This is a genomic window from Dickeya zeae NCPPB 2538, from assembly GCF_000406165.1.
GTDB classification, from domain to species: domain Bacteria; phylum Pseudomonadota; class Gammaproteobacteria; order Enterobacterales; family Enterobacteriaceae; genus Dickeya; species Dickeya zeae.
The window spans coordinates 3,507,660-3,534,631 of the sequence record NZ_CM001977.1; the positions used below are offsets into that span (position 1 = coordinate 3,507,660).

General features: G+C 53.4%; 25 protein-coding genes. 7 read left to right on the forward strand and 18 right to left on the reverse strand.

All coding sequences use genetic code 11. From position 1 onward, the window contains the following. Positions 1-39: 39 nt before the first annotated feature. Positions 40-606, reverse strand: coding sequence for a D-glycero-beta-D-manno-heptose 1,7-bisphosphate 7-phosphatase (gene gmhB, locus DZE2538_RS15455; RefSeq protein WP_023640609.1), 567 nt, complete (start codon positions 604-606; stop codon positions 40-42). A 179-nt stretch (positions 607-785) separates the two neighbouring features. Here gmhB and metN point away from each other — a divergent pair, with 179 nt between their 5' ends. From metN to proS, 6 genes are all read left to right on the forward strand, one after another. Beyond that, a complete protein-coding gene (gene metN, locus DZE2538_RS15460; protein ID WP_023640610.1) occupies positions 786-1,817 on the forward strand; it encodes a methionine ABC transporter ATP-binding protein MetN in 1,032 nt (343 codons plus the stop codon). Next, positions 1,810-2,463 (forward strand): methionine ABC transporter permease MetI, encoded by a 654-nt coding sequence (locus DZE2538_RS15465; RefSeq protein ID WP_038916731.1) that lies wholly within the window; start codon positions 1,810-1,812, stop codon positions 2,461-2,463. Before metN ends, DZE2538_RS15465 begins: the two co-directional genes overlap by 8 nt. A gap of 64 nt (positions 2,464-2,527) precedes the next feature. Beyond that, complete coding sequence (locus tag DZE2538_RS15470) at positions 2,528-3,343, forward strand: MetQ/NlpA family lipoprotein (protein ID WP_038916732.1); 816 nt, start codon at positions 2,528-2,530, stop codon at positions 3,341-3,343. 114 nt (positions 3,344-3,457) lie between these two features. Beyond that, positions 3,458-3,865 carry an Rcs stress response system protein RcsF gene (gene rcsF / locus DZE2538_RS15475; RefSeq protein WP_019846142.1) on the forward strand — a complete coding sequence of 136 codons (408 nt, stop codon included), beginning with the start codon at positions 3,458-3,460 and terminating at the stop codon, positions 3,863-3,865. Next, on the forward strand, positions 3,862-4,569 hold the full coding sequence (gene tsaA, locus DZE2538_RS15480; RefSeq protein ID WP_038916733.1) for a tRNA (N6-threonylcarbamoyladenosine(37)-N6)-methyltransferase TrmO: 708 nt from the start codon (positions 3,862-3,864) through the stop codon (positions 4,567-4,569). Before rcsF ends, tsaA begins: the two co-directional genes overlap by 4 nt. A gap of 115 nt (positions 4,570-4,684) precedes the next feature. After that, the gene (gene proS, locus DZE2538_RS15485; protein ID WP_038916734.1) at positions 4,685-6,403 is read left to right on the forward strand and encodes a proline--tRNA ligase; all 1,719 of its coding nucleotides are present in this window, start codon (positions 4,685-4,687) and stop codon (positions 6,401-6,403) included. Between the two features lie 98 nt (positions 6,404-6,501). Here proS and rpoS read toward each other — a convergent pair whose 3' ends face one another. The 16 genes from rpoS to cysJ form a co-directional block, all read right to left on the reverse strand. After that, positions 6,502-7,494, reverse strand: a complete 993-nt coding sequence (gene rpoS / locus DZE2538_RS15490; RefSeq protein WP_012885939.1) for an RNA polymerase sigma factor RpoS — start codon at positions 7,492-7,494, stop codon at positions 6,502-6,504. Positions 7,495-7,547: 53 nt separating this feature from the next. Continuing rightward, entirely contained in the window at positions 7,548-8,789 is a 1,242-nt protein-coding gene (gene nlpD / locus DZE2538_RS15495; RefSeq protein WP_019846145.1) for a murein hydrolase activator NlpD, read from the reverse strand. 388 nt (positions 8,790-9,177) lie between these two features. Beyond that, a complete protein-coding gene (locus tag DZE2538_RS15500; protein ID WP_012885941.1) occupies positions 9,178-9,804 on the reverse strand; it encodes a protein-L-isoaspartate(D-aspartate) O-methyltransferase in 627 nt (208 codons plus the stop codon). Between the two features lie 128 nt (positions 9,805-9,932). Then, positions 9,933-10,979 carry a tRNA pseudouridine(13) synthase TruD gene (gene truD / locus DZE2538_RS15505; RefSeq protein ID WP_038917204.1) on the reverse strand — a complete coding sequence of 349 codons (1,047 nt, stop codon included), beginning with the start codon at positions 10,977-10,979 and terminating at the stop codon, positions 9,933-9,935. Next, positions 10,979-11,476, reverse strand: a complete 498-nt coding sequence (gene ispF / locus DZE2538_RS15510) for a 2-C-methyl-D-erythritol 2,4-cyclodiphosphate synthase (RefSeq protein WP_012885943.1) — start codon at positions 11,474-11,476, stop codon at positions 10,979-10,981. Before ispF ends, truD begins: the two co-directional genes overlap by 1 nt. 24 nt (positions 11,477-11,500) lie before the next feature. Beyond that, positions 11,501-12,208, reverse strand: a complete 708-nt coding sequence (gene ispD / locus DZE2538_RS15515) for a 2-C-methyl-D-erythritol 4-phosphate cytidylyltransferase (RefSeq protein WP_038916735.1) — start codon at positions 12,206-12,208, stop codon at positions 11,501-11,503. A 2-nt stretch (positions 12,209-12,210) separates the two neighbouring features. Continuing rightward, positions 12,211-12,564, reverse strand: a complete 354-nt coding sequence (gene ftsB / locus DZE2538_RS15520; RefSeq protein WP_023640614.1) for a cell division protein FtsB — start codon at positions 12,562-12,564, stop codon at positions 12,211-12,213. 198 nt (positions 12,565-12,762) lie between these two features. Next, entirely contained in the window at positions 12,763-13,125 is a 363-nt protein-coding gene (locus DZE2538_RS15525; RefSeq protein ID WP_038916736.1) for a DUF3561 family protein, read from the reverse strand. Positions 13,126-13,261: 136 nt separating this feature from the next. Further along, positions 13,262-13,894: an adenylyl-sulfate kinase gene (cysC, locus tag DZE2538_RS15530; protein WP_038916737.1), complete on the reverse strand. Its 633-nt coding sequence runs from the start codon at positions 13,892-13,894 to the stop codon at positions 13,262-13,264. A gap of 1 nt (position 13,895) precedes the next feature. Beyond that, positions 13,896-15,323, reverse strand: a complete 1,428-nt coding sequence (gene cysN, locus DZE2538_RS15535; protein ID WP_038916738.1) for a sulfate adenylyltransferase subunit CysN — start codon at positions 15,321-15,323, stop codon at positions 13,896-13,898. Between the two features lie 11 nt (positions 15,324-15,334). Beyond that, the gene (gene cysD / locus DZE2538_RS15540) at positions 15,335-16,243 is read right to left on the reverse strand and encodes a sulfate adenylyltransferase subunit CysD (protein ID WP_012885949.1); all 909 of its coding nucleotides are present in this window, start codon (positions 16,241-16,243) and stop codon (positions 15,335-15,337) included. A gap of 10 nt (positions 16,244-16,253) precedes the next feature. Beyond that, positions 16,254-17,675 (reverse strand): siroheme synthase CysG, encoded by a 1,422-nt coding sequence (gene cysG, locus DZE2538_RS15545; RefSeq protein ID WP_038916739.1) that lies wholly within the window; start codon positions 17,673-17,675, stop codon positions 16,254-16,256. Between the two features lie 199 nt (positions 17,676-17,874). Continuing rightward, positions 17,875-18,903 carry a hypothetical protein gene (locus DZE2538_RS20930; protein ID WP_152486147.1) on the reverse strand — a complete coding sequence of 343 codons (1,029 nt, stop codon included), beginning with the start codon at positions 18,901-18,903 and terminating at the stop codon, positions 17,875-17,877. Positions 18,904-18,963: 60 nt separating this feature from the next. Continuing rightward, on the reverse strand, positions 18,964-19,698 hold the full coding sequence (locus DZE2538_RS15555) for a phosphoadenylyl-sulfate reductase (protein ID WP_038916741.1): 735 nt from the start codon (positions 19,696-19,698) through the stop codon (positions 18,964-18,966). 12 nt (positions 19,699-19,710) lie between these two features. Next, positions 19,711-21,426: an assimilatory sulfite reductase (NADPH) hemoprotein subunit gene (gene cysI / locus DZE2538_RS15560; protein WP_038916742.1), complete on the reverse strand. Its 1,716-nt coding sequence runs from the start codon at positions 21,424-21,426 to the stop codon at positions 19,711-19,713. Then, positions 21,426-23,246, reverse strand: a complete 1,821-nt coding sequence (gene cysJ / locus DZE2538_RS15565) for an NADPH-dependent assimilatory sulfite reductase flavoprotein subunit (protein ID WP_038916743.1) — start codon at positions 23,244-23,246, stop codon at positions 21,426-21,428. Before cysJ ends, cysI begins: the two co-directional genes overlap by 1 nt. A 313-nt stretch (positions 23,247-23,559) precedes the next feature. Between cysJ and DZE2538_RS15570 the strand changes: the two genes are divergently transcribed. Beyond that, entirely contained in the window at positions 23,560-25,272 is a 1,713-nt protein-coding gene (locus tag DZE2538_RS15570) for a hypothetical protein (RefSeq protein ID WP_038916744.1), read from the forward strand. A 17-nt stretch (positions 25,273-25,289) separates the two neighbouring features. On the opposite strand, the gene DZE2538_RS15575 is transcribed toward DZE2538_RS15570, so the two are convergent. Beyond that, positions 25,290-26,579, reverse strand: coding sequence for an ABC transporter substrate-binding protein (locus DZE2538_RS15575; protein ID WP_038916745.1), 1,290 nt, complete (start codon positions 26,577-26,579; stop codon positions 25,290-25,292). Positions 26,580-26,972: the final 393 nt, after the last annotated feature.

Genomic DNA, 26,972 nt, shown 5'->3' on the forward strand with positions numbered 1-26,972 from the left:
GATCTTTTTTTCCGTTCGCGCATTTTTCCACCCTTACGGCTATTTTCCGTGCTGTTTTATCGTTTTAGGCAGGTCTGCCAGGCTATCAATTACCCAATCAGCCAATTTTTCGCCCTCTTCAGTGAGTGGCTTACCGGTTTTTACCAAGACTTTAGTGCCAACTCCTGCCGCCTGAGCTGCCTGCATATCTTCCATTTTGTCGCCCACCATATAAGAAGCCGCCATATCAATATGTAGATGACGCTGCGCGGAGATGAACATGCCTGGCTGAGGCTTACGACAGTCACACTGTTGGCGGTACTCCCCTTCACCGGCATCAGGATGATGCGGACAATAGTAGATACCATCCAAATCAACACCGCGATCGGCCAGCGACCAGTCCATCCATTCGGTAAGTTGCATGAACTGCTCTTCAGTAAACTTACCTCTGGCAATCCCCGACTGATTAGTCACCAATACCAAAGCAAACCCCATTTTTTTGAGTTCATGCAAGGCTTCGATGACACCATCGATAAATTGAAACTGATCGATTTCATGGACATAGCCATGATCAACATTAATAGTACCGTCACGGTCGAGAAAAATTGCTGGAACGCTATTTGCCACTTGCCTTTGCTCCTGATGGCGTAAATTGCGCGTAGTATCGCATGTTTTCATTATCAGAGAGAGTACCTCCCCAATAGGATCTAGATTGACTTGGACGTCTAGACGCCTTAACATCCCTTCCACATTGAGCCGGATTATCATGGTTTCTAATCCGGCTATCGGCATCTTTGATAAAACTTATGATTGAACTACTTAATATTACAAAGGTTTTTCAGCAAAAGGGGCGCGCCGTCACTGCACTTGACGACGTAACACTACGCGTACCCGCTGGCCAGATTTATGGCGTAATCGGCGCATCCGGTGCGGGTAAAAGCACACTGATTCGTTGCGTCAATCTGTTGGAAAGACCGACTCAAGGGAAAGTGCTGATCGACGGGAAAGATCTGATGAGTCTGTCAGAAAGCCAACTGACGCGCACCCGCCGTCAAATCGGCATGATTTTCCAGCACTTCAATTTGTTATCCTCCCGTACCGTATTTGGCAACGTAGCGTTACCGCTGGAACTGGACAACACTCCTGCGTCTGATATCAAGCAACGGGTACATCAACTTCTGGATTTGGTCGGCCTGTCGGACAAACATGATGCTTATCCAGCCAACCTGTCTGGCGGTCAAAAACAGCGTGTCGCCATCGCCCGTGCGTTGGCAAGTAATCCTAAAGTATTGCTGTGTGATGAAGCCACCAGCGCACTGGACCCAGCCACTACCCGTTCTATTCTTGAATTACTAAAAGACATTAATCGTCGACTGGGTCTGACCATTCTATTGATTACGCATGAAATGGATGTCGTTAAACGTATTTGTGATCAGGTAGCGGTAATCAGTGACGGTAAGCTGATTGAGCAGGACACGGTCAGCGAGGTGTTCTCACACCCGAAAACGCCGCTGGCACAGAAATTTATTCAGTCTACCCTGCATCTGGATATTCCGGATGACTACCAGCAACGACTATCACCAACACCCCGTCAGGGAAGCGTACCGCTACTGCGAATGGAATTCACCGGTCAGTCGGTCGATGCGCCGTTGCTGTCCGAAGTGGCTCGCACGTTCAACGTCAACAACAACATTATCAGTGCGCAGATGGATTACGCCGGTGGCGTTAAATTCGGCATCATGCTGGCAGAAATGCACGGACAAGATACTGATACTCAAGCCGCTATCGCATTTCTGCAGCAACACCATGTAAATATTGAGGTATTGGGTTATGTCTGAGGCAATGGTATGGTTATTTGCCCGGAGTATCTGGGAAACGTTGTTTATGACTTTTGCCTCTGGCTTTTTGGGGTTTGCCGTTGGAATGCCTTTCGGCGTGCTACTGTATGTCACCCGTCCTGGGCAGATTATGGAAAATATCTCGCTGTACCGAGTGATTTCAGCGCTAGTCAATGTCTTCCGTTCAATTCCTTTTATCATCTTATTGGTATGGATGATCCCATTCACCCGCATGATTGTCGGTACGTCTATCGGCCTCTACGCAGTGATCGTACCTCTGACAGTCGGCGCATCGCCATTTATCGCTCGAATGGTGGAAAACACACTGTTGGAATTGCCCGTAGGATTGATTGAAGCGTCGCGAGCAATGGGGGCGACCCCAATCCAAATTATCCGCAAAGTACTATTGCCCGAGGCGCTGCCGGGATTGGTGAACGCCGCTACGATTACGCTTATAACACTGGTTGGCTATTCAGCAATGGGTGGGGCTGTCGGTGCGGGAGGTCTGGGGCAATTAGGTATTCAATACGGGTATGTGACCTACAACCCTTTGGTAATGAATACCGTTCTGATCTTGCTGGTGATTCTGGTTTATCTGATTCAGTTCTTCGGTGACCGAGTGGTGCGGGCCGTTACTCATAAATAATTGAGTTTTAGCATCGCGTTTATCTTCTTCCGTGCAGGTTAAAAACATTACATAGGGGTAAAAAATGGCAATTAAATTGAAATCTATCGCCGCAGTGGGTGCGTTGATTGGTGCACTGGCGCTGGCCGGATGCGGTCAGGAGCAGAAGAACCCTAACCACATTAAAGTGGGCGTTATCGTCGGTGCAGAGCAGCAGGTAGCGGAAGTGGCACAGAAAGTCGCCAAAGAAAAATACGGCCTGGATGTTGAGCTGGTGACCTTTAATGATTACGTGCTGCCGAACGAAGCGCTGAGCAAAGGCGATATCGACCTGAACGCCTTCCAGCACAAACCGTATCTCGACCAGCAAATTAAAGACCGCGGCTATAAGCTGGTTTCCGTCGGCAACACCTTTGTGTACCCGATCGCAGGCTATTCCAAAAAAATCAAATCGCTGAGCGAACTGCAAAATGGCGCTCAGATAGCACTGCCTAACGACCCGACAAACCTGGGCCGCTCGCTGTTGCTGCTACAGAAAGTCGGTTTAATCAAACTCAAAGACAATGTTGGCCTGTTACCGACCGTGCTGGATGTGGTTGAAAACCCGAAAAACCTGAAACTGGTTGAGCTGGAAGCGCCGCAATTACCGCGTTCTTTGGATGACGACCAGATTGCGCTGGCTATCATCAACACCACCTATGCCAGCCAAATCAATCTGACCCCAGCCAAAGATGGTCTGTTTGTAGAAGACAAAAACTCACCATACGTAAACCTGCTGGTTGCCCGTGAAGACAACAAAGACGCAGAAAACGTGAAAAAATTCGTCAAGGCCTATCAGTCTGAGGAAGTGAATCAGGCGGCATTGAAAGTCTTTAATGGTGGTGCAGTGAAAGGCTGGTAAGTTAATACTTACTTTCTCGCACAAAAGAGATGAAAGACGGGCGCCAGCCCGTCTTGTTATTTTCTGTATAGCTTGCTTCAATAACCGCACTTTATCCAAGCCAGAGGAAAATTTATGCGTGCTGTACCTGTTCTGTTGTTGGCACTTTCGCTAACAGGGTGTTCCCTGCTGCACAAACCCGCTGCGCCTACGCCACAACCTCAGCCCCCTGCAGCAGTAGAACCGCCGCCGAAGCCGAAGCCGGTCGTACATACCGCACCTGCCGTGATGTATAAAAGTGCCGAAGAATTGGTAGGTAAACCATTCCGTGATATGGGCGAAGTATCGGGTTCGTCCTGCCAGTCAAGTGCGCAAGATACGCCCCCCAGCATTCCCTCTGCCCGCAGAAAGATGCAAAACCGCGCTACCGCCATGAAAGCTAACGCGGTATTGCTGCATGACTGCCAGATAATCAGCAATGTCGCAGGATGCTATCGTCAGGCCGTTTGCCAGGGCACCGCATTGAAAGTTTCCGCGCAATGAACCAATTTTGCTTTAATCAGATCGGCGTTATCCGCTCCCCTTATAAAGAAAAATTCGCCGTACCCCGGCAACCCGGTCTGATTAAGGATGGCGGTGGGGAGTTACATCTCCTCTCGCCTTATGATCAACCCGAGGCCGTTCGCGGGCTCGAAGATTTCAGTCATCTGTGGCTACTGTTTATCTTCCACCAGACAGCCTCGGCTGGCTGGCACCCAACGGTCAGGCCCCCGCGTCTGGGTGGCAACGCCCGTATGGGCGTATTCGCTACCCGTTCAACCTTTCGCCCTAACCCAATCGGTATGTCGCTAGTTGAACTCAAAGCGGTTCGCACAGGTCGGGATGGCGTCATACTGGAACTGGGTAGTCTGGACCTGGTTGATGGCACCCCTATCGTTGATATCAAACCGTATTTGCCCTTCGCCGAAAGCCAGCCGCAAGCGCGTGCTGGTTTTGCACAATTGGCACCCGACGCCGATATGCCCGTTCGCTTTTCCGCGCTGGCGGAACAGCAACTGACTACGCAGCAGCACATACATCCTAATTTGCGGCGTTTTATTACCCAGGTGCTGGCACAAGACCCTCGCCCAGCGTATCGCAAAGGGGAGGATGACACCAAAGTGTATGCCGCACGGTTGTTGGAATTTAATGTCAAATGGCAGGTCATTGACGGTCAAACGGAAGTGATCAGCCTTGATGCCGGTTAAAAAACGCGGCGGCGACTTTTGGGGAACCGCCCGCACTGGTAAACTAAACCACTTTTTCTGCCTGAACCACACTGTGGTTAATGCTATTTATTTGTTCTGACGGAACTCAAACATCATGCGTACAAGTCAATATATGCTCTCCACGCTGAAGGAGACGCCTGCCGATGCCGAAGTCATCAGCCATCAGTTAATGCTGCGTGCCGGGATGATTCGTAAACTGGCATCCGGCCTTTATACCTGGTTGCCAACCGGATTACGGGTGCTGAAAAAAGTCGAAAACATCGTGCGTGAAGAAATGAATAACGCCGGTGCCATCGAGATTTCAATGCCGGTGGTTCAACCCGCCGACTTGTGGCAGGAAAGCGGCCGCTGGGAGCAGTATGGTCCTGAACTGTTGCGCTTTGTTGACCGTGGCGACCGCCCGTTTGTACTCGGCCCAACGCATGAAGAAGTGATTACGGATTTGATCCGTAACGAAATCAGCTCCTACAAGCAGTTGCCGCTGAACTTCTACCAGATCCAGACCAAATTCCGTGATGAAGTCCGTCCGCGTTTTGGCGTCATGCGTGCGCGTGAATTCCTGATGAAGGATGCGTATTCGTTCCATACCACCCAGGAATCCTTGCAGGTTACTTACGACGCCATGTATGCCGCCTACAGCAAGATTTTCAGTCGCATGGACCTCGATTTCCGCCCGGTACAGGCTGACACCGGTTCTATCGGCGGCAATGCATCCCATGAATTCCAGGTGCTGGCCAGCAGCGGTGAAGACGATATCGTCTTCTCTACAGAATCGGATTACGCCGCCAATATTGAGCTGGCGGAAGCCATCGCACCGGAACATGGTCTCGGCGCGCCGACTCAACCGATGACGCTGGTAGATACGCCGAACGCTAAAACCATCGCCGAGCTGGTCGAACAGTTTACTCTGCCAATAGAAAAAACCGTTAAGACCCTGCTGGTGAAAGCGACGGAAGAAAGCGGCCATAAACTGGTTGCCCTGCTGGTTCGTGGCGATCACGAACTGAACGAAGTCAAAGCAGAAAAACTGGAACTGGTTGCCAGCCCGCTGACATTTGCTACCGAAGATGAAATCCGTGCGATTGTAAAAGCAGGCCCAGGTTCACTGGGGCCGGTCAATATGCCGGTACCGGTTGTCGTTGACCGGACTGTCGCCGTCATGAGCGACTTCAGTGCAGGTGCCAACATTGATGGTAAGCATTACTTCGGTATCAACTGGGAACGCGATGTCGCGCTGCCGCAGGTTGCGGATATCCGCAATGTAGTAGAAGGTGATCGCAGCCCGGACGGTAAAGGCACGCTGCTTATCAAGCGTGGTATCGAAGTAGGCCACATCTTCCAGTTGGGTAAAAAATATTCCGAAGCATTGAAAGCCACGGTACAAGGTGAAGACGGTCGTAACCAGACTCTGACTATGGGATGCTACGGCATCGGTGTCACCCGTGTGATCGCCGCCGCCATTGAACAGAACCACGACGATCGCGGCATTATCTGGCCTGACGCTATCGCGCCGTTCCAGGTCGCTATTCTGCCGATGAACATGCATAAATCCTTCCGTGTGCAGGAAGTAGCCGAAGGCATCTACCAGCAGTTACGTGCAAACGGCATTGATGTGTTGCTGGATGACCGTAAAGAGCGTCCTGGCGTTATGTTTGCCGATATGGAATTGATCGGGATTCCGCATACTATCGTGATTGGCGATCGTAACCTCGACAATGACGAGATCGAATATAAGCACCGTCGTAAAGGCGAGAAAGAGATGATCAAAGCCGGCGATATCGTTGAGTTTTTGCTGTCTCAATGTGCCCGATAAGGCAAACCGCCTCTCAGACATACAACGTCTGATACGTCGGACATAAAAAATGGTGGGGAAACCCACCATTTTTTGTGCCATGTTAATTATTGTGCAGATTATTCGCGGAACAGCTCTTCGATATCCAAGCCCTGCACTTGCAGGATTTCACGCAGACGGCGCAACCCTTCTACCTGAATCTGACGAACCCGCTCACGTGTCAGACCGATTTCACGACCGACATCCTCCAGTGTAGCGGCTTCATATCCCAGCAGACCGAAACGACGAGCCAGTACCTCACGCTGTTTGGCGTTCAGTTCAAACAACCACTTAACGATATTCTGCTTCATATCGTTATCCTGAGTGGTATCTTCCGGGCCGTTATCTTTCTCATCGGCCAGAATATCCAGCAGCGCTTTCTCCGAATCTCCGCCCAATGGGGTATCGACCGACGTGATGCGCTCATTGAGGCGCAGCATGCGGTTTACGTCGTCCACTGGCTTATCCAGGCGTTCAGCAATCTCTTCCGCACTCGGCTCATGATCCAGCTTGTGGGAAAGCTCACGTGCAGTACGCAGATAAACGTTGAGTTCTTTAACGATATGGATAGGTAAACGGATAGTTCGGGTTTGATTCATGATGGCCCGTTCAATCGTTTGACGGATCCACCAGGTGGCGTAAGTTGAAAAACGGAACCCACGTTCAGGGTCAAATTTCTCAACAGCGCGGATAAGACCGAGGTTCCCCTCTTCAATCAGGTCCAGCAATGCCAGCCCTCGATTGTTGTAGCGGCGGGCGATTTTCACCACCAGCCGCAGGTTACTCTCGATCATACGGCGGCGAGAAGAGACATCGCCGCGTAGTGCCCGACGGGCAAAGTAAACTTCTTCTTCAGCCGTCAGAAGAGGTGAGTAGCCGATTTCTCCCAGATAGAGCTGAGTTGCGTCCAGCACGCGCTGTGCAGTTCCTTGCGAGAGCAATTCCTCATCGAGTAGATCGCTATCGCTGGTTTCTTCCTCCGCAAGCGCTTTGTCGTCAAAAACATCGACTCCGTTCTCATCAAATTCAGCATCTTCATGCAACTCGTTAACTTTCAGCGTATTTTGGCTCATAAGTGGCTCCTACCCGTGATCCCATGGCAGGATACCAACATACCCTGCCCGATTTATCGCTGCGGAAGAAAACGCAGCGGGTTTACGGATTTCCCCTTGTAACGAATTTCAAAGTGCAAGCGTACTGAACTGGTTCCGGTGCTACCCATGGTAGCAATTTGTTGACCCGCCTTTACCTCTTGTTGTTCCCGGACCAGCATGGTTTCGTTATGGGCATAGGCGCTCAGGTAGTCATCATTATGTTTGATGATTATCAGATTACCGTAACCGCGTAACGCGTTACCCGCATACACTACGCGCCCTGAAGCGGTAGCGACAACGGATTGCCCACGTGAGCCGGCGATATCAATCCCTTTATTTCCCCCCTCTGAGGCTGAGAAATTATCTATGACTTTCCCATCTGTAGGCCAACGCCAACTGGCAATTGCCGTATTGGTTTGCGTCGGTTCGGTGGCAGGCAACGTAGCTGCAGCCCCTGCCGCAGGCAGCATCTTACCGCCCGCATTCTGTTTACCCGAACCTTCAGAATACGCATTAGTTGGTTGAGAATCAACCTGTGCGGTTTGCATTTGTGTTGACGATGGCGATGCCGCAGCAGCGGCCGCCGCGTTGGCTGGCAGCATATGACCGCTGCTGTTCGCGGTATTATTATTGCCCGACAACATACGACTACCGCCAGAGGCTTTAGCCGCATTTTCTGGCAACATATGGCCGCTGTCAGACGGGCTGCTGGCGACAGGAGCAGGGGTCGTTGTCATCGTCGGCGTACCGGCGATCGCCATCCCCTGAGAACCGCCTGAAGCATTCATGTTGCTGCCAAGACTCAGCGTCTGGCCGACATTCAGACTATAAGGCTCCTGAATATTGTTGCGCTGGGCCAGCTCGCGATAATCATTACCGGTGATCCAGGCAATATAAAACAGGGTATCCCCACGTTTGACAGTGTAGTTATTGCCGGTATAGCTCCCTTTCGGAATGCTGTTATAGCTACGGTTATAGACAATCTTCCCTTCCCGCGTGGTGACGGCTGCGGGTGCTGGCGACGCCTCGCCAGAAGGACGGCTGATACTCGCAGAAGGAAGAGGCTGCGAGTTATTGCTCATGCTGCTGCCAACGCTCGAAATACGCGGTGGTGGTGAATAGGTGGTCGTACTGCCCGAACGGCTTCCTGCGTCGTTACCTCCCACGCTGCTGATCGGGGCGGCCTGATTATTGTCATTTGCACAACCAGCCAATCCCAGAGTAATAATCGAACACACAGCGATCTGACGCCAGTTAACGATTTGGCTTCCCATGCGCCAAATTCCCCCTATAACCAAAAATGACGAAATCTGCCCGGCCCCGGCGTTTACTCCTGTCCGGGGTACCCTGATGAAGGGTAGCGAGCATGCCAAACAACGCAAAACGCAGCCACCATTCATCGTATTCGTCGATACAAACAGGCAATCACTACACAGTTCTGCCTGGCAGCCATACCGTACCAACAGGGCTAAGACACGGACAACGACGGCACACAGCCTATCAATATCAATCCGTTATCACCATAAGACAGTTGTATTGAAATTTTAAAGACGGATGTTTTACCGATGAATACTGTTTACCAATAGATACTATTTACCAGTCAGTACTGGTTTGCCGATCAAGACGATGTCATTGAAGATGGTGACGGCGAGTGCCACGGTATCAAGCCAGTTCCCCTTTGACCAGCGGAACAAACCGAACTGTTTCCACCGTCTGGACGATAAATTCACCATGACGGTGCACAACCACCTGCAACGTTTGCTGTTGCTCCCCTACCGGCAACACCATAATGCCGCCTTCATCGAGTTGCTCCATCAACGCCGAGGGGATCTCCGGCGGAGCCGCCGTGACAATAATGGCATCGAATGGCCCTTTAGAAGCCCAGCCTTGCCAGCCATCGCCATGGCGGGTGGAAATATTATGCAGATCCAGTTGCTTAAGACGCCTTTTCGCCTGCCACTGCAGGCCTTTAATGCGCTCAACTGAAAACACATGCTGCACCAGATGTGCCAGGATGGCGGTTTGATAGCCGGACCCCGTGCCAATTTCCAGCACACGCGATACCGGCGTCAGCCGTAACAACTCCGTCATTCTGGCGACGGTGTATGGTTGAGAAATGGTTTGTCCGGAGCCGATGGGCAGGGCGACATTATCATAGGCTTTATGCTCGAACGCCTCGTCAACAAAGCGTTCACGGGGAACCGAAGCCATCGCCTGCAACAGGCGCTCATCCTGAATTCCCTGCTGGCGAAGCTGTTCCAGCAGCGTTTGCACGCGTTTGTTCACCATTCCCAGCCCGCTCCAGCGTTAGCCCACCTCATCAACTCGCTCCGTCCCCCGATAGCAAAGAAACCGACTGCACATCCCGGCATAACACAGGCGTCTGCGACCGAAAAATCCACCGCGGATCAGACCGATTACCTATTTTCCTGTTGTTCCTGTTGCACAGGAAGCAGCAGTTCCCGCACCACGCTGGTGGCAAAGCACCCCGCAGGCAGCCAAAAGTGCAACTCCAGCGTGGCATCATCTTGCCACGACCAGCGCATCTCTTGCGGATACAACATGATAGCGCGACGAGCACTCTCCACCCGCTCGCGCGTCAACAATGATAAGAGCTGAGTGTGCTCCTGCAAACATTGCTGCTCAAACGACAGCGCCAGCGCTTGCACGCCAGGGTCGCCTTGTCCCGGTAAGGCCGCGGTAATTTGTACGTCGCCAGCATTCACTCGTGACTGCGCGTCGTCCAACTCCTCCGGCTTCACCACAAACCAGCTACCGCGACCGGTCAGTTGCAGTGCATCACCCACCAATACTTCTGTTGGGCCATATGTCGCCAGCCGCGCACTGGCTATCTGATTAAATAATTCACTGCGAACGGCCGACAGGTAGAAACTCCGTTTGCTGCGATCCTTAACACGAATCTCGTCATTCGCCCAACGACGGGCCTGATCCAGATTATTACCATCGCGACCAAAACGCTGACTGCCGAAATAATTAGGGACGCCCCCGGCTGCGACCTGCTGCAAACGGGTCTCGACCTCGGCACGGTCACTGATCTCACGCAACACCAGTCGAAATGCATTGCCACGTAGCGCACCAATTCGCAGTTTACGGCGATGGCGATGTGCTTCAAGAATTTCACACCCATCGAGCGCAAATGCGGACCACTCAGGGTCCTCTTTACCTGGCAAATGAAGACAGAACCACTGCTCGGTTACCGCATGACGATCTTTTAGTCCGGCATAGCTGACAGAACGCGCCGGGATACCTGCAAACCTGGCCAGTGCTTCCGCCACAAAAATGGTATTACACTCTCGTTTACGAAGGCGTACCAGCACATGTTCGCCATCACCATCTGCGCTAAACCCCAAATCCTCGGCAACGAAGAAATCATCTGGCGACGCCTTGAGTGCCCCTGTTGCGACAGGTTCACCATGCAGCCAAAACAGTGATTCACGAGCCATCACCATGCCACGACTCCCGCCGCATCGCTTCTGACCAGTAACACGACCGCTTCACAGGCAATTCCTTCGCCACGCCCGGTAAAACCCAGTTGTTCCGTGGTGGTCGCCTTCACATTAACGTCATCCATATGCGATTGCAGATCTTCAGCAATATTGACGCGCATTTGTGGGATGTGCGGTGCCATCTTCGGGGCCTGTGCAATGATAGTGACATCCAGGTTACCCAACTCGTACCCTTTATCGGTAATACGACGCCAGGCCTCACGCAGCAATTCACGGCTGTCGATGCCGCGATAAGCCGGGTCAGTATCGGGAAACAGTTTGCCGATATCGCCCATTGCCGCTGCGCCCAGCAATGCGTCGGTAACCGCATGCAACACAACATCACCATCGGAATGCGCCAGCAAACCGCGCTCATAGGGAATACGCACCCCACCGATCACCAACGGACCTTCCCCGCCAAATTTATGCACATCAAAACCATGACCGATACGCATCACTCAGGCTCCTTTATTATCGTGTTAATGATGATCCAGACTGCGCATCAAATAAAATTCCGCCAGAGCCAGATCCTCCGGGCGTGTGACTTTGATATTGTCTGCACGCCCCGGAACTATCTGCGGCTGATAACCGCAATATTCCAGCGCCGAGGCCTCATCGGTTATGGTTGCCCCTTCACGCAACGCGCGTTCCAGACACGAGCGCAGCAGCGCCAGCGGGAACAGTTGCGGCGTCAGTGCATGCCACAGCGCTTCACGTTCTACCGTGTGGTCAATGTGTCCATCACGGCTGCGCTTCATGGTATCACGTACCGGGGCCGCCAAAATGCCACCGACTTCACTCTGCCCGGTCAGGAGCAATAGTCTTGATAAATCATCCTGATGTAAACAAGGGCGGGCGGCATCATGCACCAACACCCAATCAGCTTGCTGCACCTGTTGCAACCCAGCCAGCACCGAATCGGCACGCTGACGACCGCCGATCACCACCTGAATACGGGGATCCGAAGCCAGAGGTAGCGCGGAAAAATAGGGGTCATCGGCACTAATAGCGATAATTATCCGTTGAATTCGCGGCTGGCGTAGCAACGCGGCGACCGTGTGTTCAAGAATGGTTTTCGTACCGATGGAAAGATACTGTTTGGGGCGATCACTGAGCATCCGGCTGCCGTTACCCGCCGCCGGCAAAACAGCGACCACCTCAGCCACGGCGTGATTCAGAGTAGACATACCTAGCGAGACATCGATGATGAAGTGGAAGACGTCGGGGAGGATGGGGCAGGTGACGAGCTACTGCCCGAACGGCGATCAGCCTGGTCTGCTACTAAACGATAAAAACTTTCACCCGGTTTGGTCATACCCAGCTCGTTGCGCGCACGCTCCTCAATGGCTTCCTGACCGCCGTTGAGGTCGTCGATTTCGGCGAACAGCTGTTCGTTACGGGATTTCAGTTTAACGTTGTTGGCCTGCTGCACCGCCACGTCATCCTTCACCCGCACATAATCATGAACACCGTTTTTCCCCAGCCAGAGCGAATATTGCAACCAACCGAGAAGAATCAACAATAATAGCGAAAGTTTTCCCATCCAGCCCCCTGAAAAGCCGCCTAATCATCCCATAACTTTTGTCAGGACTCCACCTCCGCCAGCAGCATTCGTTTCTGGCAGGGAAAAGTCAGGCGTAACCAGTCGGTGACGGATAAAGTTACTCACTCATGGACACAGTTTTAGCAAAGAAATAAATAGTCTGAAATCGGTATCGTGGCGGGAATAACGCCTGAAGGGCTACCATCCGGTGATTAACACAAACACCAACCAGAACAGGCCCGGAATGCTGACCGCACAGCAGAGCATCATCCACCCCACATGATTTGGCAACAATACGCGGAACAACATACCGATCAGAACCGACAGGGGCATCAGCGCCAGGAAGAAAGGCCAGGTATACAGCATCAACAGCAGCGTGGAGTTCAGGCCGTAGAACACGAATGGCAGGGAAAAAGCCAGCCAGTAGAAACAAAAACCGGCCAGTGCACCCACCAGCGGACTGTAGGACGCCCCAGGATGCACGTCCTCCTCACCTTGAAAGCTCTGCGTGCTGTTATAGGTTTGCGTACTGCTATCAGGTAATGGCGTCACACTCTGCATCATCGTTCCTGCTTACCCCATCACCGGGTAACCGTTGGCCTGAAGACTGCCCCTTCACTCGCACACCCCGTAGCGCGACAACGTAAACACACCTACGCCACAGAGGTGAACAGCCTCGTGAAGGGCCATCTGAGGCTTAGATGATAGCTCGACCATGCAGCATATCTAATAATTCGTCGACTAAATTTGTTACCAATTGTTGGCCGTCCAGATGCAATTCCGGCTGTTCCGGCGCCTCATAAATGGCATCAATACCGGTGAAATTACGCAGCTCACCGGCTCGGGCTTTCTTGTACAGACCTTTGGGGTCACGGGCTTCACAAATCGACAGCGGCGTATCAACGAACACTTCAAGAAACTGCCCCTGATCAAGCAGTTCGCGTACCATCTGCCGTTCAGCACGATGCGGAGAGATAAACGCGGTTAATACAACCAGGCCCGCATCGACCATCAACCGGGCGACCTCGCCCACCCGGCGGATATTCTCCCGCCGGTCGTCGTCGCTGAATCCCAGATCACGGCAGAGGCCATGCCGAACATTATCGCCATCAAGCAAATAAGTACTGACACCACGGGCAAACAGCGACTGCTCCAGCGCCCCGGCTAACGTAGACTTACCGGAACCGGACAACCCGGTAAACCACACCACCACGCCACGGTGACCGTGTTGCCGTTCCCGGTCTTCACGCGCCACCGCATGGTCATGCCACACCACATTGGCATCAACCGGTCTATTGTCGTCAACCGGTCTGGAATGCGTTTGCGTCACCTTATTTCCCTCCCAGCAGGTCACGTGCACCCCAGTGCGGGAAGTGACGGCGAATCAAGGCGTTCAACTCCAGCTCAAACGCACTGTAATCACCGGTCTGCGTGACAGTCTGTACCACCGGCTCACGCACCAACCCGGCACCGACCGTTACATTACTCAGACGATCGATAAAAATCATGCCGCCGGTAACGGGATTGTGCTGGTACTTATCCAGTACTAACGGTTCATCAAAGGTAAGCTCTACCAGACCAATACCGTTAAGCGGCAGCGATTCGGTAACCCGCTGCGTCAGGGTGTTGATATCCACCTGATAGTGAATTTTTTCCACCCGTGCGCGGGTTTTCTTACCGGCAATTTTGATATCGTAGCTTTGTCCCGGTACCAAGGGCTGCTCAGCCATCCACACCACATCCACATTGGCACTGCGAACCGCCTGACGTGTTTCTTCACTGCTGACCAGTAAGTCTCCCCGGCTGATATCAACCTCGCTGGCTAGCACCAGCGTCACCGCTTCACCCGCCTGCGCCTGCTGTAGGTCACCATCGAAAGTCACGATACGACTGACGCTGGACTCCACGCCGGACGGTAAGACTTTTACTCGCTGGCCAACCTGCACGGTGCCTGAGGCGACCGTACCGGCATAACCACGGAAATCAAGATTCGGGCGGTTGACATACTGCACCGGGAAACGCATTGGCTGACTCAGGCTACGGGCAGAGACATTAACGGTTTCCAGCACGTCCAGCAGCGTCGGGCCGCTATACCAGTTCATAAACGAACTGGGCGTTGCCACATTATCGCCATCCAGCGCGGAAATCGGCACAAAGGTGATATCCAAATCCGCCGGTAACTGACCAGCGAAATCCAGATAATCGCGCTTGAACTGTTCAAAGACCGCCTGCTGATAATCCACCAAATCCATCTTGTTAACAGCGACTACCAGATGGCGAATCCCCAATAGCGTAGCGATGAAGCTGTGACGCCGGGTCTGATCCAGCACGCCTTTACGCGCATCGATCAACAAAATCGCCAATTCGCAGGTAGACGCGCCGGTCGCCATATTACGGGTGTACTGCTCATGCCCCGGCGTATCGGCAATAATAAATTTGCGCTTTTCAGTGGAAAAATAGCGATAGGCCACATCTATGGTGATGCCCTGCTCGCGCTCAGCCTGTAAGCCATCCACCAGCAATGCCAGATCCAGCTTTTCACCCTGCGTACCAAGGCGTTTGCTGTCATTGTGCAACGTAGAGAGCTGATCTTCATAAATTTGACGCGTATCGTGCAGCAATCGGCCAATCAGGGTGCTTTTGCCATCGTCAACGCTGCCGCAGGTCAAAAAACGCAGCAGGCTTTTGTTCTGCTGTGCATGAAGGTAAGCCTCAACCCCGCCCTGCTCGGCAATCTGTTTTGCAATGCTATGATTCATTTGACGATTCCTCAGAAGTACCCTTGACGCTTTTTAAGCTCCATGGAGCCGGCCTGATCGCGGTCAATGACCCGTCCCTGACGTTCACTGGTGGTGGACACCAACATCTCTTCAATGATTTCCGGTAACGTCTGCGCCTGTGACTCCACTGCACCGGTCAGCGGCCAGCAACCCAGTGTGCGAAAACGCACCATACGCTTGGCGATAACTTCACCCGGTTGCAGATCGATACGGTCATCATCCACCATCAACAGCATGCCATCGCGCTCCAGCACCGGACGTTCCGCAGCCAGATACAGCGGCACAATATCGATATTTTCCAGATAGATGTATTGCCAGATGTCCAGTTCAGTCCAGTTGGAAAGCGGGAATACGCGGATGCTTTCGCCTTTATTAATCTGGCCGTTATAGTTGTTCCACAATTCCGGCCGCTGATTTTTAGGATCCCAGCGGTGGGCGCGATCGCGGAAAGAGTAGATACGCTCTTTAGCACGGGATTTTTCCTCGTCACGGCGAGCGCCACCAAATGCGGCATCAAAACCGTACTTATCCAGTGCCTGTTTTAGCCCTTCGGTTTTCATGATGTCGGTATGCTTGGCGCTGCCGTGCACAAAGGGATTGATCCCCATCGCCACCCCTTCCGGGTTACGGTGCACCAGCAACTCACAGCCATAAGCTTTGGCGGTACGATCGCGGAATTCGTACATTTCGCGAAATTTCCAGCCAGTATCCACATGCAAGAGCGGAAACGGCAACGTACCCGGAAAGAACGCCTTGCGGGCCAGATGCAACATCACGGAGGAGTCCTTGCCGATGGAGTACAGCATCACCGGGTTGCTGAATTCGGCCGCCACCTCACGAATGATATGAATACTTTCTGCTTCAAGCTGCTTTAAATGCGTGAGTCTTTTCTCGTCCATAACCTTAACCTTAAGCCAGATTCACCACGGCCGAGCGCCCATCATTCGGCGTCATCCGCGCTTGTTCACCAAACCAGGCGATGTGTTGATGCAAATCCACCACTTCGCCGATAACCAGCAATGCAGGCGTCGGAGCCTGTTGCGCCAGCGTTTCTAATTCCGCCAGTGTTCCCGTCAGCACGACCTGATCCTGTCGGGTACCGCGGCCGATGACCGCCACCGGCGTCTGTGCAGCCCGACCATGCGCAATCAGTTGCTGGCTGATTTCCGCCGATTTGACCGTGCCCATATAGATAGCCAATGTCTGCCTGCCGCGCGCCAGCGTCGACCAGTCCAGCGCATCGCCATCCGGTCGACAATGTCCGGTGATGAATGTCACGCTCTGCGCGTAATCCCGGTGTGTCAACGGAATGCCAGCGTAGGCTGTCGCACCTGCCGCCGCCGTAATTCCCGGCACCACCTGAAACGGAATACCGGCCTGCGCTACCTGTTGCAGTTCTTCGCCACCGCGGCCAAAAATAAAGGGATCGCCGCCTTTGAGCCGTACAACCCGTTTCCCTTCTTGCGCCAGTTTCACCAACAGCGCATTAATCTCTTCTTGTGGCAGCAGGTGCGCGCTGGCGCGTTTACCGACACAAATTCGCTCGGCATCACGGCGTACCAGATCCAGCACATCGTTACTGACCAGATGATCGTAAAGCACCACATCCGCCTGCTGGATGACCTGCAAGCCGCGCAGTGTCAGCAAACCGGCATCGCCGGGACCAGCCCCCACCAAGGCTACCTCGCCCTGTTGCCCCTCAGGCTGCGACAGCTGCTGTTCCAGTTCCTGCTCGGCCTGAGCCAGTTGACCGGCCGCTACCAGACTGGAAAAACGGCCGGTAAACACTCGCTCCCAAAACCGACGGCGTTCCGTTATTGATGCCAGTTGCTGCTTGATGCGGCCGCGCCATTTTCCGGCCAGCTCTGCCATCTGCCCCAGACGAGCAGGCAATAGCGCCTCGAGCTTTTCTCGTAATAACCGTGCCAGCACCGGTGCCTGACCACCCGATGAAATCGCCACCACCAAGGGCGAGCGGTCAATCAGCGACGGGAAAATGAACGAGCATTTAGGTTGATCGTCTACCACGTTAACCAGTAGCTGGCGTTGATTAGCCTGCTCAAATACCGTGGCATTCAGCACCCCGTCATCGGTGGCGGCAATCACCAGAAATACGTTATCCAGCAGCGCAGGGGAAAAATCCTGCGCGACCCAGGCCAGTTGTCCCGCCTGATGCAAAGCCTGAAGCGGCTCGCACAACGACCGCGCTACGACCCGGACATCCGCCCCGGCACGTTGCAACAAGTCAATTTTGCGGGTTGCCACCTCACCGCCCCCCACCACCAACACGGGGCGTTGCCGGAGATCGGCGAATATAGGGAGATAGTTCACAGATGCCTTTACTAAGCTAAAAATTCTATAAAGCGACTATAAAACGTGAAGAGAAGGGTTATGAAATGCCGAATTAGTATGATTAGTTCCGTAATGGAATAACAAACTGCGCGTGAAAGAATAAAAACGCTTAATAACGGTTTTCATGACGATTTTTACACTTCGCGTTCGCCTGAGTCTGCATTGGCAGACGGGAACATCAGCACACAGGTGATGATGTCTCACAAAAATGCGGTTGGTAATCTTCAAGCCCCTGCTGACCTAAATAGAAGAGGACTTCCTGAAACCAAAGTTTGGGATGCAACACAGCCCGACTGAACGTCACACCACATAACTGCTGGTGATTATCATACAAATCAATCAGTGCCTGATTGATAGCTGCTACCGGAGTAGATGGATTTCTATCCTGCTGATATTTAAATGCTTTCTCAATTTTACATCGATGACTATCATCATACTCAAATGTTTGATAGCGTAAGCCACTGAGTACGATAAAACGCGGCGGAACCTTCTCTGACAATGCAGCCTGCAAACGGTAATGCCCATCTAGAATAACATAGGTGCCAATACCCGAAACAAACCACACCAGCACTGGCGGTAGCTCTCCTTCTCGACAGACCTTTTTCCACCATTTCAACCGCGAACTGTGTGGGTCGACTGCATGTAGCGCCAGCAAAGGCTCATTATCCCACCAGCGATCAATATCGATAACCGGCGTCAGAACACTAAGGTCCGGGATTTTTTCGGCAAACAACGACCAATGGGGACAATAAGAAGCGGCAGATTCTGGTGACGCGAATCGCCACTGGGAGACTGGCTGTGAAAGAGCGTTACGTGGAGCAGGCGGCTTAACATAACGCATGGGCCGTAATAGCCATTGTCCTTGCCCAAGAACTGGCGCAGAGACGTGACTAAGTCGTTCAGCGAAAAAACGACACCAGAATGCATCTTTCTTATCATCAGCCACCTTAATCCTGGCGCTCTCCACATCTGATGATCGAATAGGATCGATAATCTTTGTTTCCTCTGCCTGGAGTGAGTTTCTTAATATCCAGGCATCAGCACTGTTCGTGGCAATACGTGCCCAAAACAATGTCAGCTTATCTAGCACCAGCTTGGCTATTCCTTGGGGTCCAACCTGTATTTGTAGCCGTCCGCCACGAGAAGCTATGTCAGGCTGCCAGATATCGAGCGACAGTCCCTGCCATTTTCCTTCGCGGTCTACCACATCCTTCCACCATCGACGACAGTCATCCATTCCTACATGCACCGTATCAGACAGAAGGAATCACCCCTCATGCAGCCCGCATTCGCGCTTCAGGCCGAAGAAACGGGTTTCTTCCTCACTCATGCCCGGTTCCCACTTGCGGGTGGTATGGGTATCGCCGACGGACAGATACCCCTGCTCCCAGAGCGGGTGGTAGCTCAGCCCGTTAGCTTTCAGGTATTGGTATACCGTGCGGTTATCCCAATCGATGATCGGCAAAAACTTGAATACCCCACGTCGGATAGCCAGCACCGGCAAGCCTTCACGACTCCCTGACTGTTCACGACGCAAGCCAGCAAACCAGGTGCCGACCTGTAACTCCTGCAACGCCCGGTTCATCGGTTCGACTTTATTGATCTGGTTGTACTGTTCAAGCCCTTCCAGCCCCTGTTCCCACAATTTGCCGTAGCGTGCCTCCTGCCAGGCAGGAGACTGGGGGGCACGGTAAACATGCAGGTTAAGGTTCAACTGTTCGGTTAATTGATCGATGAACTGGTAGGTTTCCGGGAACAGATAACCGGTATCGGTGAGGATAACCGGGATATCCGGCCGTTGCCGGGTCACCAGATGCAAACTCACCGCGGCCTGAATGCCGAAACTGGAGGACAGTGCAAACTCACCCGGCAGGTTTTCCAAAGCCCAGCCCACACGCGCTTCAGCAGACAGCCCTTCCAGCAATTGATTGACCTCCGCCAGAGCGGCGGTCTGCTCCGTTTGAGACAAGGCGCGCAGCGCCTCCAGATTCAGACTGGACATCAGGTTCTCCTGTCAGTCGTAAAAATCAACAGCGGGATCCAGCACCGGTTTAATGATGCCGACACGGATGGCAAAATCGCCAAACCCTTCGCCGCTTTCGCGTTCGCTGGCCCAACGCGCGACCAATTGGTCAATCTCCGTCAGGATCTCTTTTTCGGTAATGTTCTCCCGGTACATACGTGGAATGCGGGTACCTTCGCGATTACCACCGATATGCAGGTTGTAACGACCGATAGCTTTCCCCACCAGGCCAATTTCCGCCAGCATGGCGCGGCCACAGCCGTTAGGGCAACCCGTTACGCGCAACACGATATGGTCATCACCCACACCGTGTTTCTGCATAATGCCTTCGACCTGCGTGACAAACTCCGGCAGGAAGCGCTCGGCTTCCGCCATCGCCAGCGGGCAGGTTGGCAGCGAAACACAGGCCATCGAGTTCTGCCGTTGCTCGGTGAGACTATCGTCGATCAGGCCATGCTGGCGTGCCAGCGCCTCAATTTTCGCTTTATCCTTAGCCGACACCCCCGCCACGATCAGGTTCTGATTCGCGGTCAGTCGGAAATCGCCTTTGTGGATTTTAGCGATTTCCGCCATGCCGGTTTTTAACGGACGCCCCGGATAATCCAGAATGCGGCCATTCTCAATGAACAGGGTCAGGTGCCAGTGATTATCGATCCCCTTAACCCAACCGATGCGATCGCCACGCCCGGTAAACGCGTACGGCCGAACCGCTTCAAACGCAATACCGGCACGACGCTCGACTTCCTGTTTAAAGGTGTCGACGCCCACCCGCTCCAGCGTATATTTAGTCTTGGCGTTCTTACGGTTGGTACGGTTGCCCCAGTCACGTTGGGTGGTGACCACCGCTTCGGCTATCGCCAGTGTCTGCGCCAACGGAATATACCCCAACTCACTGGCCGTACGCGGATAAGTGGTCTTGTCGCCATGAGCGATAGACAGGCCGCCGCCGACCAGCACGTTAAAGCCCACCAGTTGGCCGTTATCTGAAATAGCGACAAAGTTCAGATCATTGGCGTGCAGATCCACATCATTCTGCGGCGGGATCACCACCGTGGTCTTGAATTTACGCGGCAGATAAGTCGGCCCCAGGATCGGCTCTTCATCGGTGGTGGCAACCTTTTCCTTATCCAGCCACACTTCGGCGTAAGCGCGAGTACGCGGCAGCAGATGTTCGGAAATTTTCTTCGCCCACTCGTAGGCCTGCTGATGCAGCACCGACTCTACCGGATTGGAGGTACAGAGCACGTTACGGTTGACGTCATTGGCGGTTGCCAACGAATCCAGCCCAACGTCATGCAGCAACTGATGAGCGGATTTCAGATCATTTTTCAAAATACCGTGAAACTGAAAAGTTTGACGGTTCGTGATGCGAATACTGCCGTACAGCGTTTTTTCACCCGCAAACTTATCGATAGCGAGCCACTGCTGCGGCGTCATCACCCCACCCGGCAGACGGCAGCGCAACATCATGGCATGACGCGGCTCCAGTTTCTGCTCGGCACGTTCGGCACGAATATCGCGATCGTCTTGCTGGTACATGCCGTGAAAGCGGATCAGCAGAAAATTATCGCCGTTAAAACCACCAGTCAGACCGTCGTTTAAATCTTGTGTAATCGTACCGCGCAGGTAATTGCTTTCCCGCTTCATACGTTCGGCGTCAGCCAGCGTACCCTCGACCACCAGCGGACCAGAATATCTTTCGCTCATTAGTACACATCTCTCTGATAACGCCGCTCAAGACGCAGCTCGCTTAAAAACTCATCCGCCTGTTCGGCGTCCATCCCACCTTGTTCAGCCACTATGTCCAGCAGCGCGTGTTCCACATCTTTCGCCATGCGATTGGCATCGCCGCACACATAAATATGGGCGCCATCCTGAATCCAGCGCCACACCTGCGCGCCTTTTTCACGAATCTTGTCCTGCACATAGACTTTGTGGGCTTGATCGCGTGACCAGGCCAGGTCAATGTCGGTCAGCAGCCCATCCTTGACGTAGCGCTGCCATTCCACCTGATAAAGGAAATCTTCGGTGAAGTGGGGGTTGCCGAAAAACAGCCAGTTTTTGCCGCCAGCTCCCTCGGCCTCACGCTGTTGCATAAACGCGCGGAACGGAGCAATACCGGTGCCGGGCCCAATCATGATAACCGGCGTGTCTGGGTTGGCAGGCAGACGGAAATTATCATTGTGTTCAATGAACACACGGACCTCGCCTTCTTCGTCCAGCTGGTCAGCCAGATAACCTGACGCGCCGCCGCTACGCGCACGCCCTTCATATTCATAGCGCACGACGCCGACGGTGATGTGCACTTCACTGCCCACATCGTCCTGTGACGATGCAATAGAGTAGAGACGCGGCGTCAACGGACGCAACAACCCGATGAGCTGTTCCGGCGTCAGTTCCACCGGTGCTTCGCGTACCATATCCACCAGCGGAGTACGTTGTGCGTACTGTTGCAAGGCAGACTTATCCGCCACCAATCCCAACAAGGTGTCGTTACGGGACAACGCCGCATAGTTGGCAACGATCGGTGCGGTATTCTGCGTCAGCTCAAAATGGCGTTGTAGTGCTTCGGACAGCGGCAGAGTGTTGCCGCCGACATTGACCGGTTCATCGCCTTTTAACCACAACAGACCCAGTAATTCCTGTACCAGCGTCGGGGCGTTCTCATACCACACCCCTAACGCATCACCGGGCTGATAACGCAGGCCGGAATCCCCTAAGTCGATTTCGATATGGCGGACATCTTTCTCTGAGTTGCGGCCGGTAATTTTTTGATTAGTTACCAACGAGGCAGTATAAGGTGCTTCTTTATGGTACGGGCTGGTGGTTACCGCGTTAACCTGACCACTGGCAGCCGTTTGTACCGCTACCGCCGTCTGGCTGGCGAAACGCGCTTTCAGCGCCTCAGCCACCTGACGTCGCCACTGCTCTGCCAGTGGCTGGAACTCCACATCAGCATCGACACGATCCAAAAGACGTTCAGCGCCCAATTCCGCCAGGCGACTGTCAAAATCTTTACCGGCCTTGCTGAAGAATTCGTAAGAGGTATCACCCAAACCAAATACCGCGAATGTCAGCCCCGCCAGCGACGGCGCTTTCTTCGAGAACAGGAACTTATGCAACGCCACCGCTTCTTCTGGCGGCTCGCCCTCGCCCTGCGTCGAGGTGACAATCAACAGCAATTTTTCCTGTGCTATCTGCTTGAACTTGTAATCACCGGCATTCACCAGCGTCACGGGCAGGTTGGCCGCCAGCAGCTCATCGCGAACCTGCTCCGCCACACGGCGCGCGTTGCCAGTCTGGGAGGCTGAAATCAGCGTAATGGCGGCAGGCGGTGCCGCCTCTACAGCGGCTAACGCGCTGGTTGGTGCGGCGAGCGCACCGGGTTGCTGCTGAATCACGCCCCAGAAATAGCCAGACAGCCAGGCCAGTTGCGCCGGTGAAAGATCACCGGTCGCCGCCTGAAGACGCGAAAGTTGCTCCGCGCTCAACGGGAGCTGCGGAGTCGGAGAAGCCGGAATGCTCATTATGGTGTCGGTATCCTTGTTCTGGCTGCGGGCGCGAATGCCGGGTTGCCGCCATAGCCAATATCATGAAATAGAAAGTCAGATAGGATATAAGGTAACCATCCCTACCTGAACAATTAAAGACGCGATGGAAATATTTAATAACCAAAATGACTAAATAGTTTTTTTGATAACACTTATTGCTTTAAGTGTTATTGATCACAATTTATTGCATTGATTATTGGGATGTTTATTTTCCGCTATCGCACAGACGTGAAACCCTAAATAATCCGGGGGCAGAACCGTATTTCGTGACTCTGGGAGCATACCGATAATGTGGCAACGTCGCGCGCTGGAACTCAATACCCAGGATATCTGGCACTGGCAGCGGGTCGTCACGTTGGTGGAATATGCCCGTCGTTACGGTTTCAATACGCTGGTGCTAGGTCAGGCGGACTTGCTGGACAAACTGGTGACGCCCCCGGCTTATCAGTCAACCCGCTTTGACGATCGTATCAGCAGTCAACAGCGATCGCGCTGCGTCTACCTCAATCAGGTTGCCGCTTATTGTCGCGAGCAAGGATTAGCGTTATACCTGCAATGCAAAGAACTGACGTTCCCCACCGACTTGCTATTGCAGTATCCCCATTTACTGGATGATGCACGCCAGTTTCGTATTGATACCCACTTCTGGTGCGATTATCTGGCCGCCAAAGTCGAACAACTGATGCAACAAATCCCACGATTGCATGGGCTGATGCTGGCTATCTCCAACAGTGACAGCCTGATACGCTTCGCCCCCCCACCCGGCGAAGAGATACAGCGTGGCGGCACAGTCCCCCCCGCCACAGACAGCGAACCGGTCTACCGGCAATTGTTCGCGGCCGTTGCCCGCGTTATCCACGCCCACCAGCGCCACCTGGTATTACGCGCCTTTCCGGCTAATCATCAGGATATGTCTCATGTGCTGGACGCTATCCGCAGCCTGCCGACTAGCGTATCTGCCGCCATCAAAATGACGCCGGAACGCTTCTGGCCGGAATTTCCCAATAATCCGGCACTGCTGGAACTGGGGGATCGGGAAGTCTGGGTGGAGTTGGATCTGGCTGGTGAAGAAGTCGGCTGGGGCAATTTGCCCTTTTTGCGCTACACCGAAGTACAAGGGCGGTTGTTATGGTGTCGGGAGAAAAATCCGGCCATCGTCAGCGCGGCCTGTCGCATCAGTTGGGACGGCGTCGATAACCACAGCGTATTAGGCTCGCTGAGTGAATTCACCCTGTTTGCTTGCGCGCACCTGTTGAATGACAACGCGCCACCGATTAACGAAAGCGACCTTTTTCGCCGCTGGCTGGCGGAATGCTGGCAATGGCAACCGGATGATGAGGTTTGTCACACCATGCGAACGTTGCTGGAACAGGCCCAACAGGCGCTGTCGTTATCGCTGTACGCCCGCCATCACGTGTTCCATCGCCATAGCCTGTTACCGTCCAGTTATGGTCAGGCGGTGTGGAGCCTGTACGGTCAGCTTAACCGCAATCACTGGCTCCCCGGTTCCGGGCGCGACATCACCTTTGAACGTCAGGAAACAGAGCTGGCCTCCCACAATCTGTACCAGATTGTGCGGGAGAAAGACACCGCCTGGCAGTTAGCCGAGCAAAGCCAGCAGGCCGCCATGCAGTTTGTCCGCGACCACCAGCTTCCGGAGCCGCTACGTCAGCGCTGGCTGCAGGAATGGCGAGGGCTCGCGCTCTATTGCCGGGCTTTCGTCCATGCACAGAAAGCCTTTTTCACGTTGCACTATTGCCAGCGTGTGGAAAATAACTGGACGCTGCGTGAGATAGCCAAAACCAACATTCAGGCGCTTTATGGTGTAGCCCATGAAATGGATGATTTCAGCCTGCAACACCGGGATTACCCTGTCAGCATACATGTCATGTTTGATGCTGACCGCCCACGCACGCTGGCAGACAGTCTGCAACAGCAGCTGACTGCGCTCACGCAAGATATTGGTGGTCATCACACGGCAGCGCCACGCCATGAAGCGTAGCGCCGTCGGGCCGACAATTAGCGGATCACGCGCTTGAGAATGCGATTACCAGCATCGCTAAACGTCCTGGCGGAGACTTCCACGGTCTTGTTGCCGTAATCCAGTTGCTCGACCGTTTGCAGAATCAGGCTGGACAGTTGCGGGTCTTCAATATACGAAGACACCGGGGTTTGCATGGGTTTTTCCAGCGCCTGCATCAGCCCTTTCACCGCCAGATCTTGCGTGTCCAGTTTCTGGTTATCCTGTAGTGCCTGTCGTGCCACCCGGCTGAGCGGTACGCCACGTTCGGTCCCCATCAGGAGGCTGCCTTCCGGTTCATTCATCAGGAAATTGAGCAACAGTGCCGCCTCTTTCGGGTGCCCGCTGTTTTTGCTGATGGCAAACAGCATGGAGGGCTTGAAGAACTGCCCGGGGTTATCCGAGCCGGGCGTCATGATGTACGGCCCCAGTTCCAGTTTGGCTGGCGGTGCTAACGGCTCAGCGTATTTTTTCACTACCGAGGCCCACAATTGCGCCCCGCCATACTCACCGTTAATCCACGGCCGGGTTTCAAAGACTCCCGCCTTGCCAAAGGCGTTGTAGTACTTGGTCGATGGAATAACATGCTCATCCACCAACCGTTTATAGAAACGGAACGCTTCCAGCCACTGTGCTTCGGTGTAATTAAAGCGCTTGTTCTGCTCGTCAATCATGCCGATATTGAATTTCTGCGTCATATAGGTGTTGAGCAGTTCCAGCAGCCCTTCCCCGCTGTCTTGCGCCGGGGAAGCCAGTGGGAAGTAGTTATCACCGAGCTTTTCTTTGAACACCTTGCCAGCCTGAAACAACTCTTCCCAGGTGGTGGGATACGCCAGTCCGGCTTTTTTCCAGGTATCGACGTTGTAGTACATCACCAGCCCGTTCAGTGAGGTCGAGATAGCGTTCACCTTGCCATCGACCGTCGTTAACGCATCGGCGGGGAAATCCTGCAATTTCAGGGTGTCTTTCAGTGTATTGAGGTCATAAAAGCCAGTACCGGTACGGGAAAAAATCGGGATCCAGTTCCAGTTGATCTGCATAACGTCCGGTTCCTGCCCGCTGGCGATTTGCGTCGTCAGGCGTGAAAGATAGCCGTCCCAGCCGGTATATTCTGCTTTAACGGTAATTCCCGGGTATTTCTTCTGAAATGCGTCAATAGCAGCCAGCGTAGCCTGATGGCGGCTGTTACCTCCCCACCAGGCCATACGCAATGTTACTTGTTCCGCTGCCTGAACCTGGCCCAGCAAGGTCAATACCAGCAACAGTAATCCTGTCAGTAATCTCATCATGTCCCCGATCCTCTTGGTGTTGTTATTTCAGGGCGGAAGGGTAGTCAGGCAGGTACAGAGCGCCCCCCGCTAGCGGACAAAATAGGCAGATTGTTTTTGCTTTCACCAGTGCCGGGGAGGCCTCTGATACGCGTTATGCGGGGCAGGCTGAAAAAATGTGTATCGTCAGCCCTGACAACATTCATTTCATGGACATAGGTGCCCTCTTCATCGTACGGCACTCCTGCTACCTCACAGCCCATCGCCCGCAGTAAACATCTTGCGCGATCCGCTTCACACTTAATTAACAAAAACAAAACACAATCTGTCACTGATACGGCTGGATTACATCAGAAGGGATTAAAGTGTGATGAAACACGCATTACGTTCGGGCGGTGGCGGGTATGACGTTAT

Excerpts from the sequence above, each read along its gene's own strand:
- rpoS (WP_012885939.1), bottom strand. The coding sequence starts at position 7,494 with ATGAGCCAAAATACGCTGAAAGTTAACGAGTTGCATGAAGATGCTGAA.
- ispF (WP_012885943.1), bottom strand. The coding sequence starts at position 11,476 with ATGCGTATCGGTCATGGTTTTGATGTGCATAAATTTGGCGGGGAAGGT.
- DZE2538_RS15500 (WP_012885941.1), bottom strand. The coding sequence starts at position 9,804 with ATGGTGAACAAACGCGTGCAAACGCTGCTGGAACAGCTTCGCCAGCAG.
- DZE2538_RS15465 (WP_038916731.1), top strand. The coding sequence starts at position 1,810 with ATGTCTGAGGCAATGGTATGGTTATTTGCCCGGAGTATCTGGGAAACG.
- rcsF (WP_019846142.1), top strand. The coding sequence starts at position 3,458 with ATGCGTGCTGTACCTGTTCTGTTGTTGGCACTTTCGCTAACAGGGTGT.
- cysJ (WP_038916743.1), bottom strand. The coding sequence starts at position 23,246 with ATGAGCATTCCGGCTTCTCCGACTCCGCAGCTCCCGTTGAGCGCGGAG.
- proS (WP_038916734.1), top strand. The coding sequence starts at position 4,685 with ATGCGTACAAGTCAATATATGCTCTCCACGCTGAAGGAGACGCCTGCC.
- cysI (WP_038916742.1), bottom strand. The coding sequence starts at position 21,426 with ATGAGCGAAAGATATTCTGGTCCGCTGGTGGTCGAGGGTACGCTGGCT.
- DZE2538_RS15525 (WP_038916736.1), bottom strand. The coding sequence starts at position 13,125 with ATGCAGAGTGTGACGCCATTACCTGATAGCAGTACGCAAACCTATAAC.
- truD (WP_038917204.1), bottom strand. The coding sequence starts at position 10,979 with ATGGCTCGTGAATCACTGTTTTGGCTGCATGGTGAACCTGTCGCAACA.
- nlpD (WP_019846145.1), bottom strand. The coding sequence starts at position 8,789 with ATGGGAAGCCAAATCGTTAACTGGCGTCAGATCGCTGTGTGTTCGATT.
- DZE2538_RS15575 (WP_038916745.1), bottom strand. The coding sequence starts at position 26,579 with ATGATGAGATTACTGACAGGATTACTGTTGCTGGTATTGACCTTGCTG.
- DZE2538_RS15555 (WP_038916741.1), bottom strand. The coding sequence starts at position 19,698 with ATGTCCAGTCTGAATCTGGAGGCGCTGCGCGCCTTGTCTCAAACGGAG.
- DZE2538_RS15470 (WP_038916732.1), top strand. The coding sequence starts at position 2,528 with ATGGCAATTAAATTGAAATCTATCGCCGCAGTGGGTGCGTTGATTGGT.
- DZE2538_RS15570 (WP_038916744.1), top strand. The coding sequence starts at position 23,560 with ATGTGGCAACGTCGCGCGCTGGAACTCAATACCCAGGATATCTGGCAC.
- cysN (WP_038916738.1), bottom strand. The coding sequence starts at position 15,323 with ATGAATCATAGCATTGCAAAACAGATTGCCGAGCAGGGCGGGGTTGAG.
- metN (WP_023640610.1), top strand. The coding sequence starts at position 786 with ATGATTGAACTACTTAATATTACAAAGGTTTTTCAGCAAAAGGGGCGC.
- tsaA (WP_038916733.1), top strand. The coding sequence starts at position 3,862 with ATGAACCAATTTTGCTTTAATCAGATCGGCGTTATCCGCTCCCCTTAT.
- ispD (WP_038916735.1), bottom strand. The coding sequence starts at position 12,208 with ATGTCTACTCTGAATCACGCCGTGGCTGAGGTGGTCGCTGTTTTGCCG.
- cysD (WP_012885949.1), bottom strand. The coding sequence starts at position 16,243 with ATGGACGAGAAAAGACTCACGCATTTAAAGCAGCTTGAAGCAGAAAGT.
- ftsB (WP_023640614.1), bottom strand. The coding sequence starts at position 12,564 with ATGGGAAAACTTTCGCTATTATTGTTGATTCTTCTCGGTTGGTTGCAA.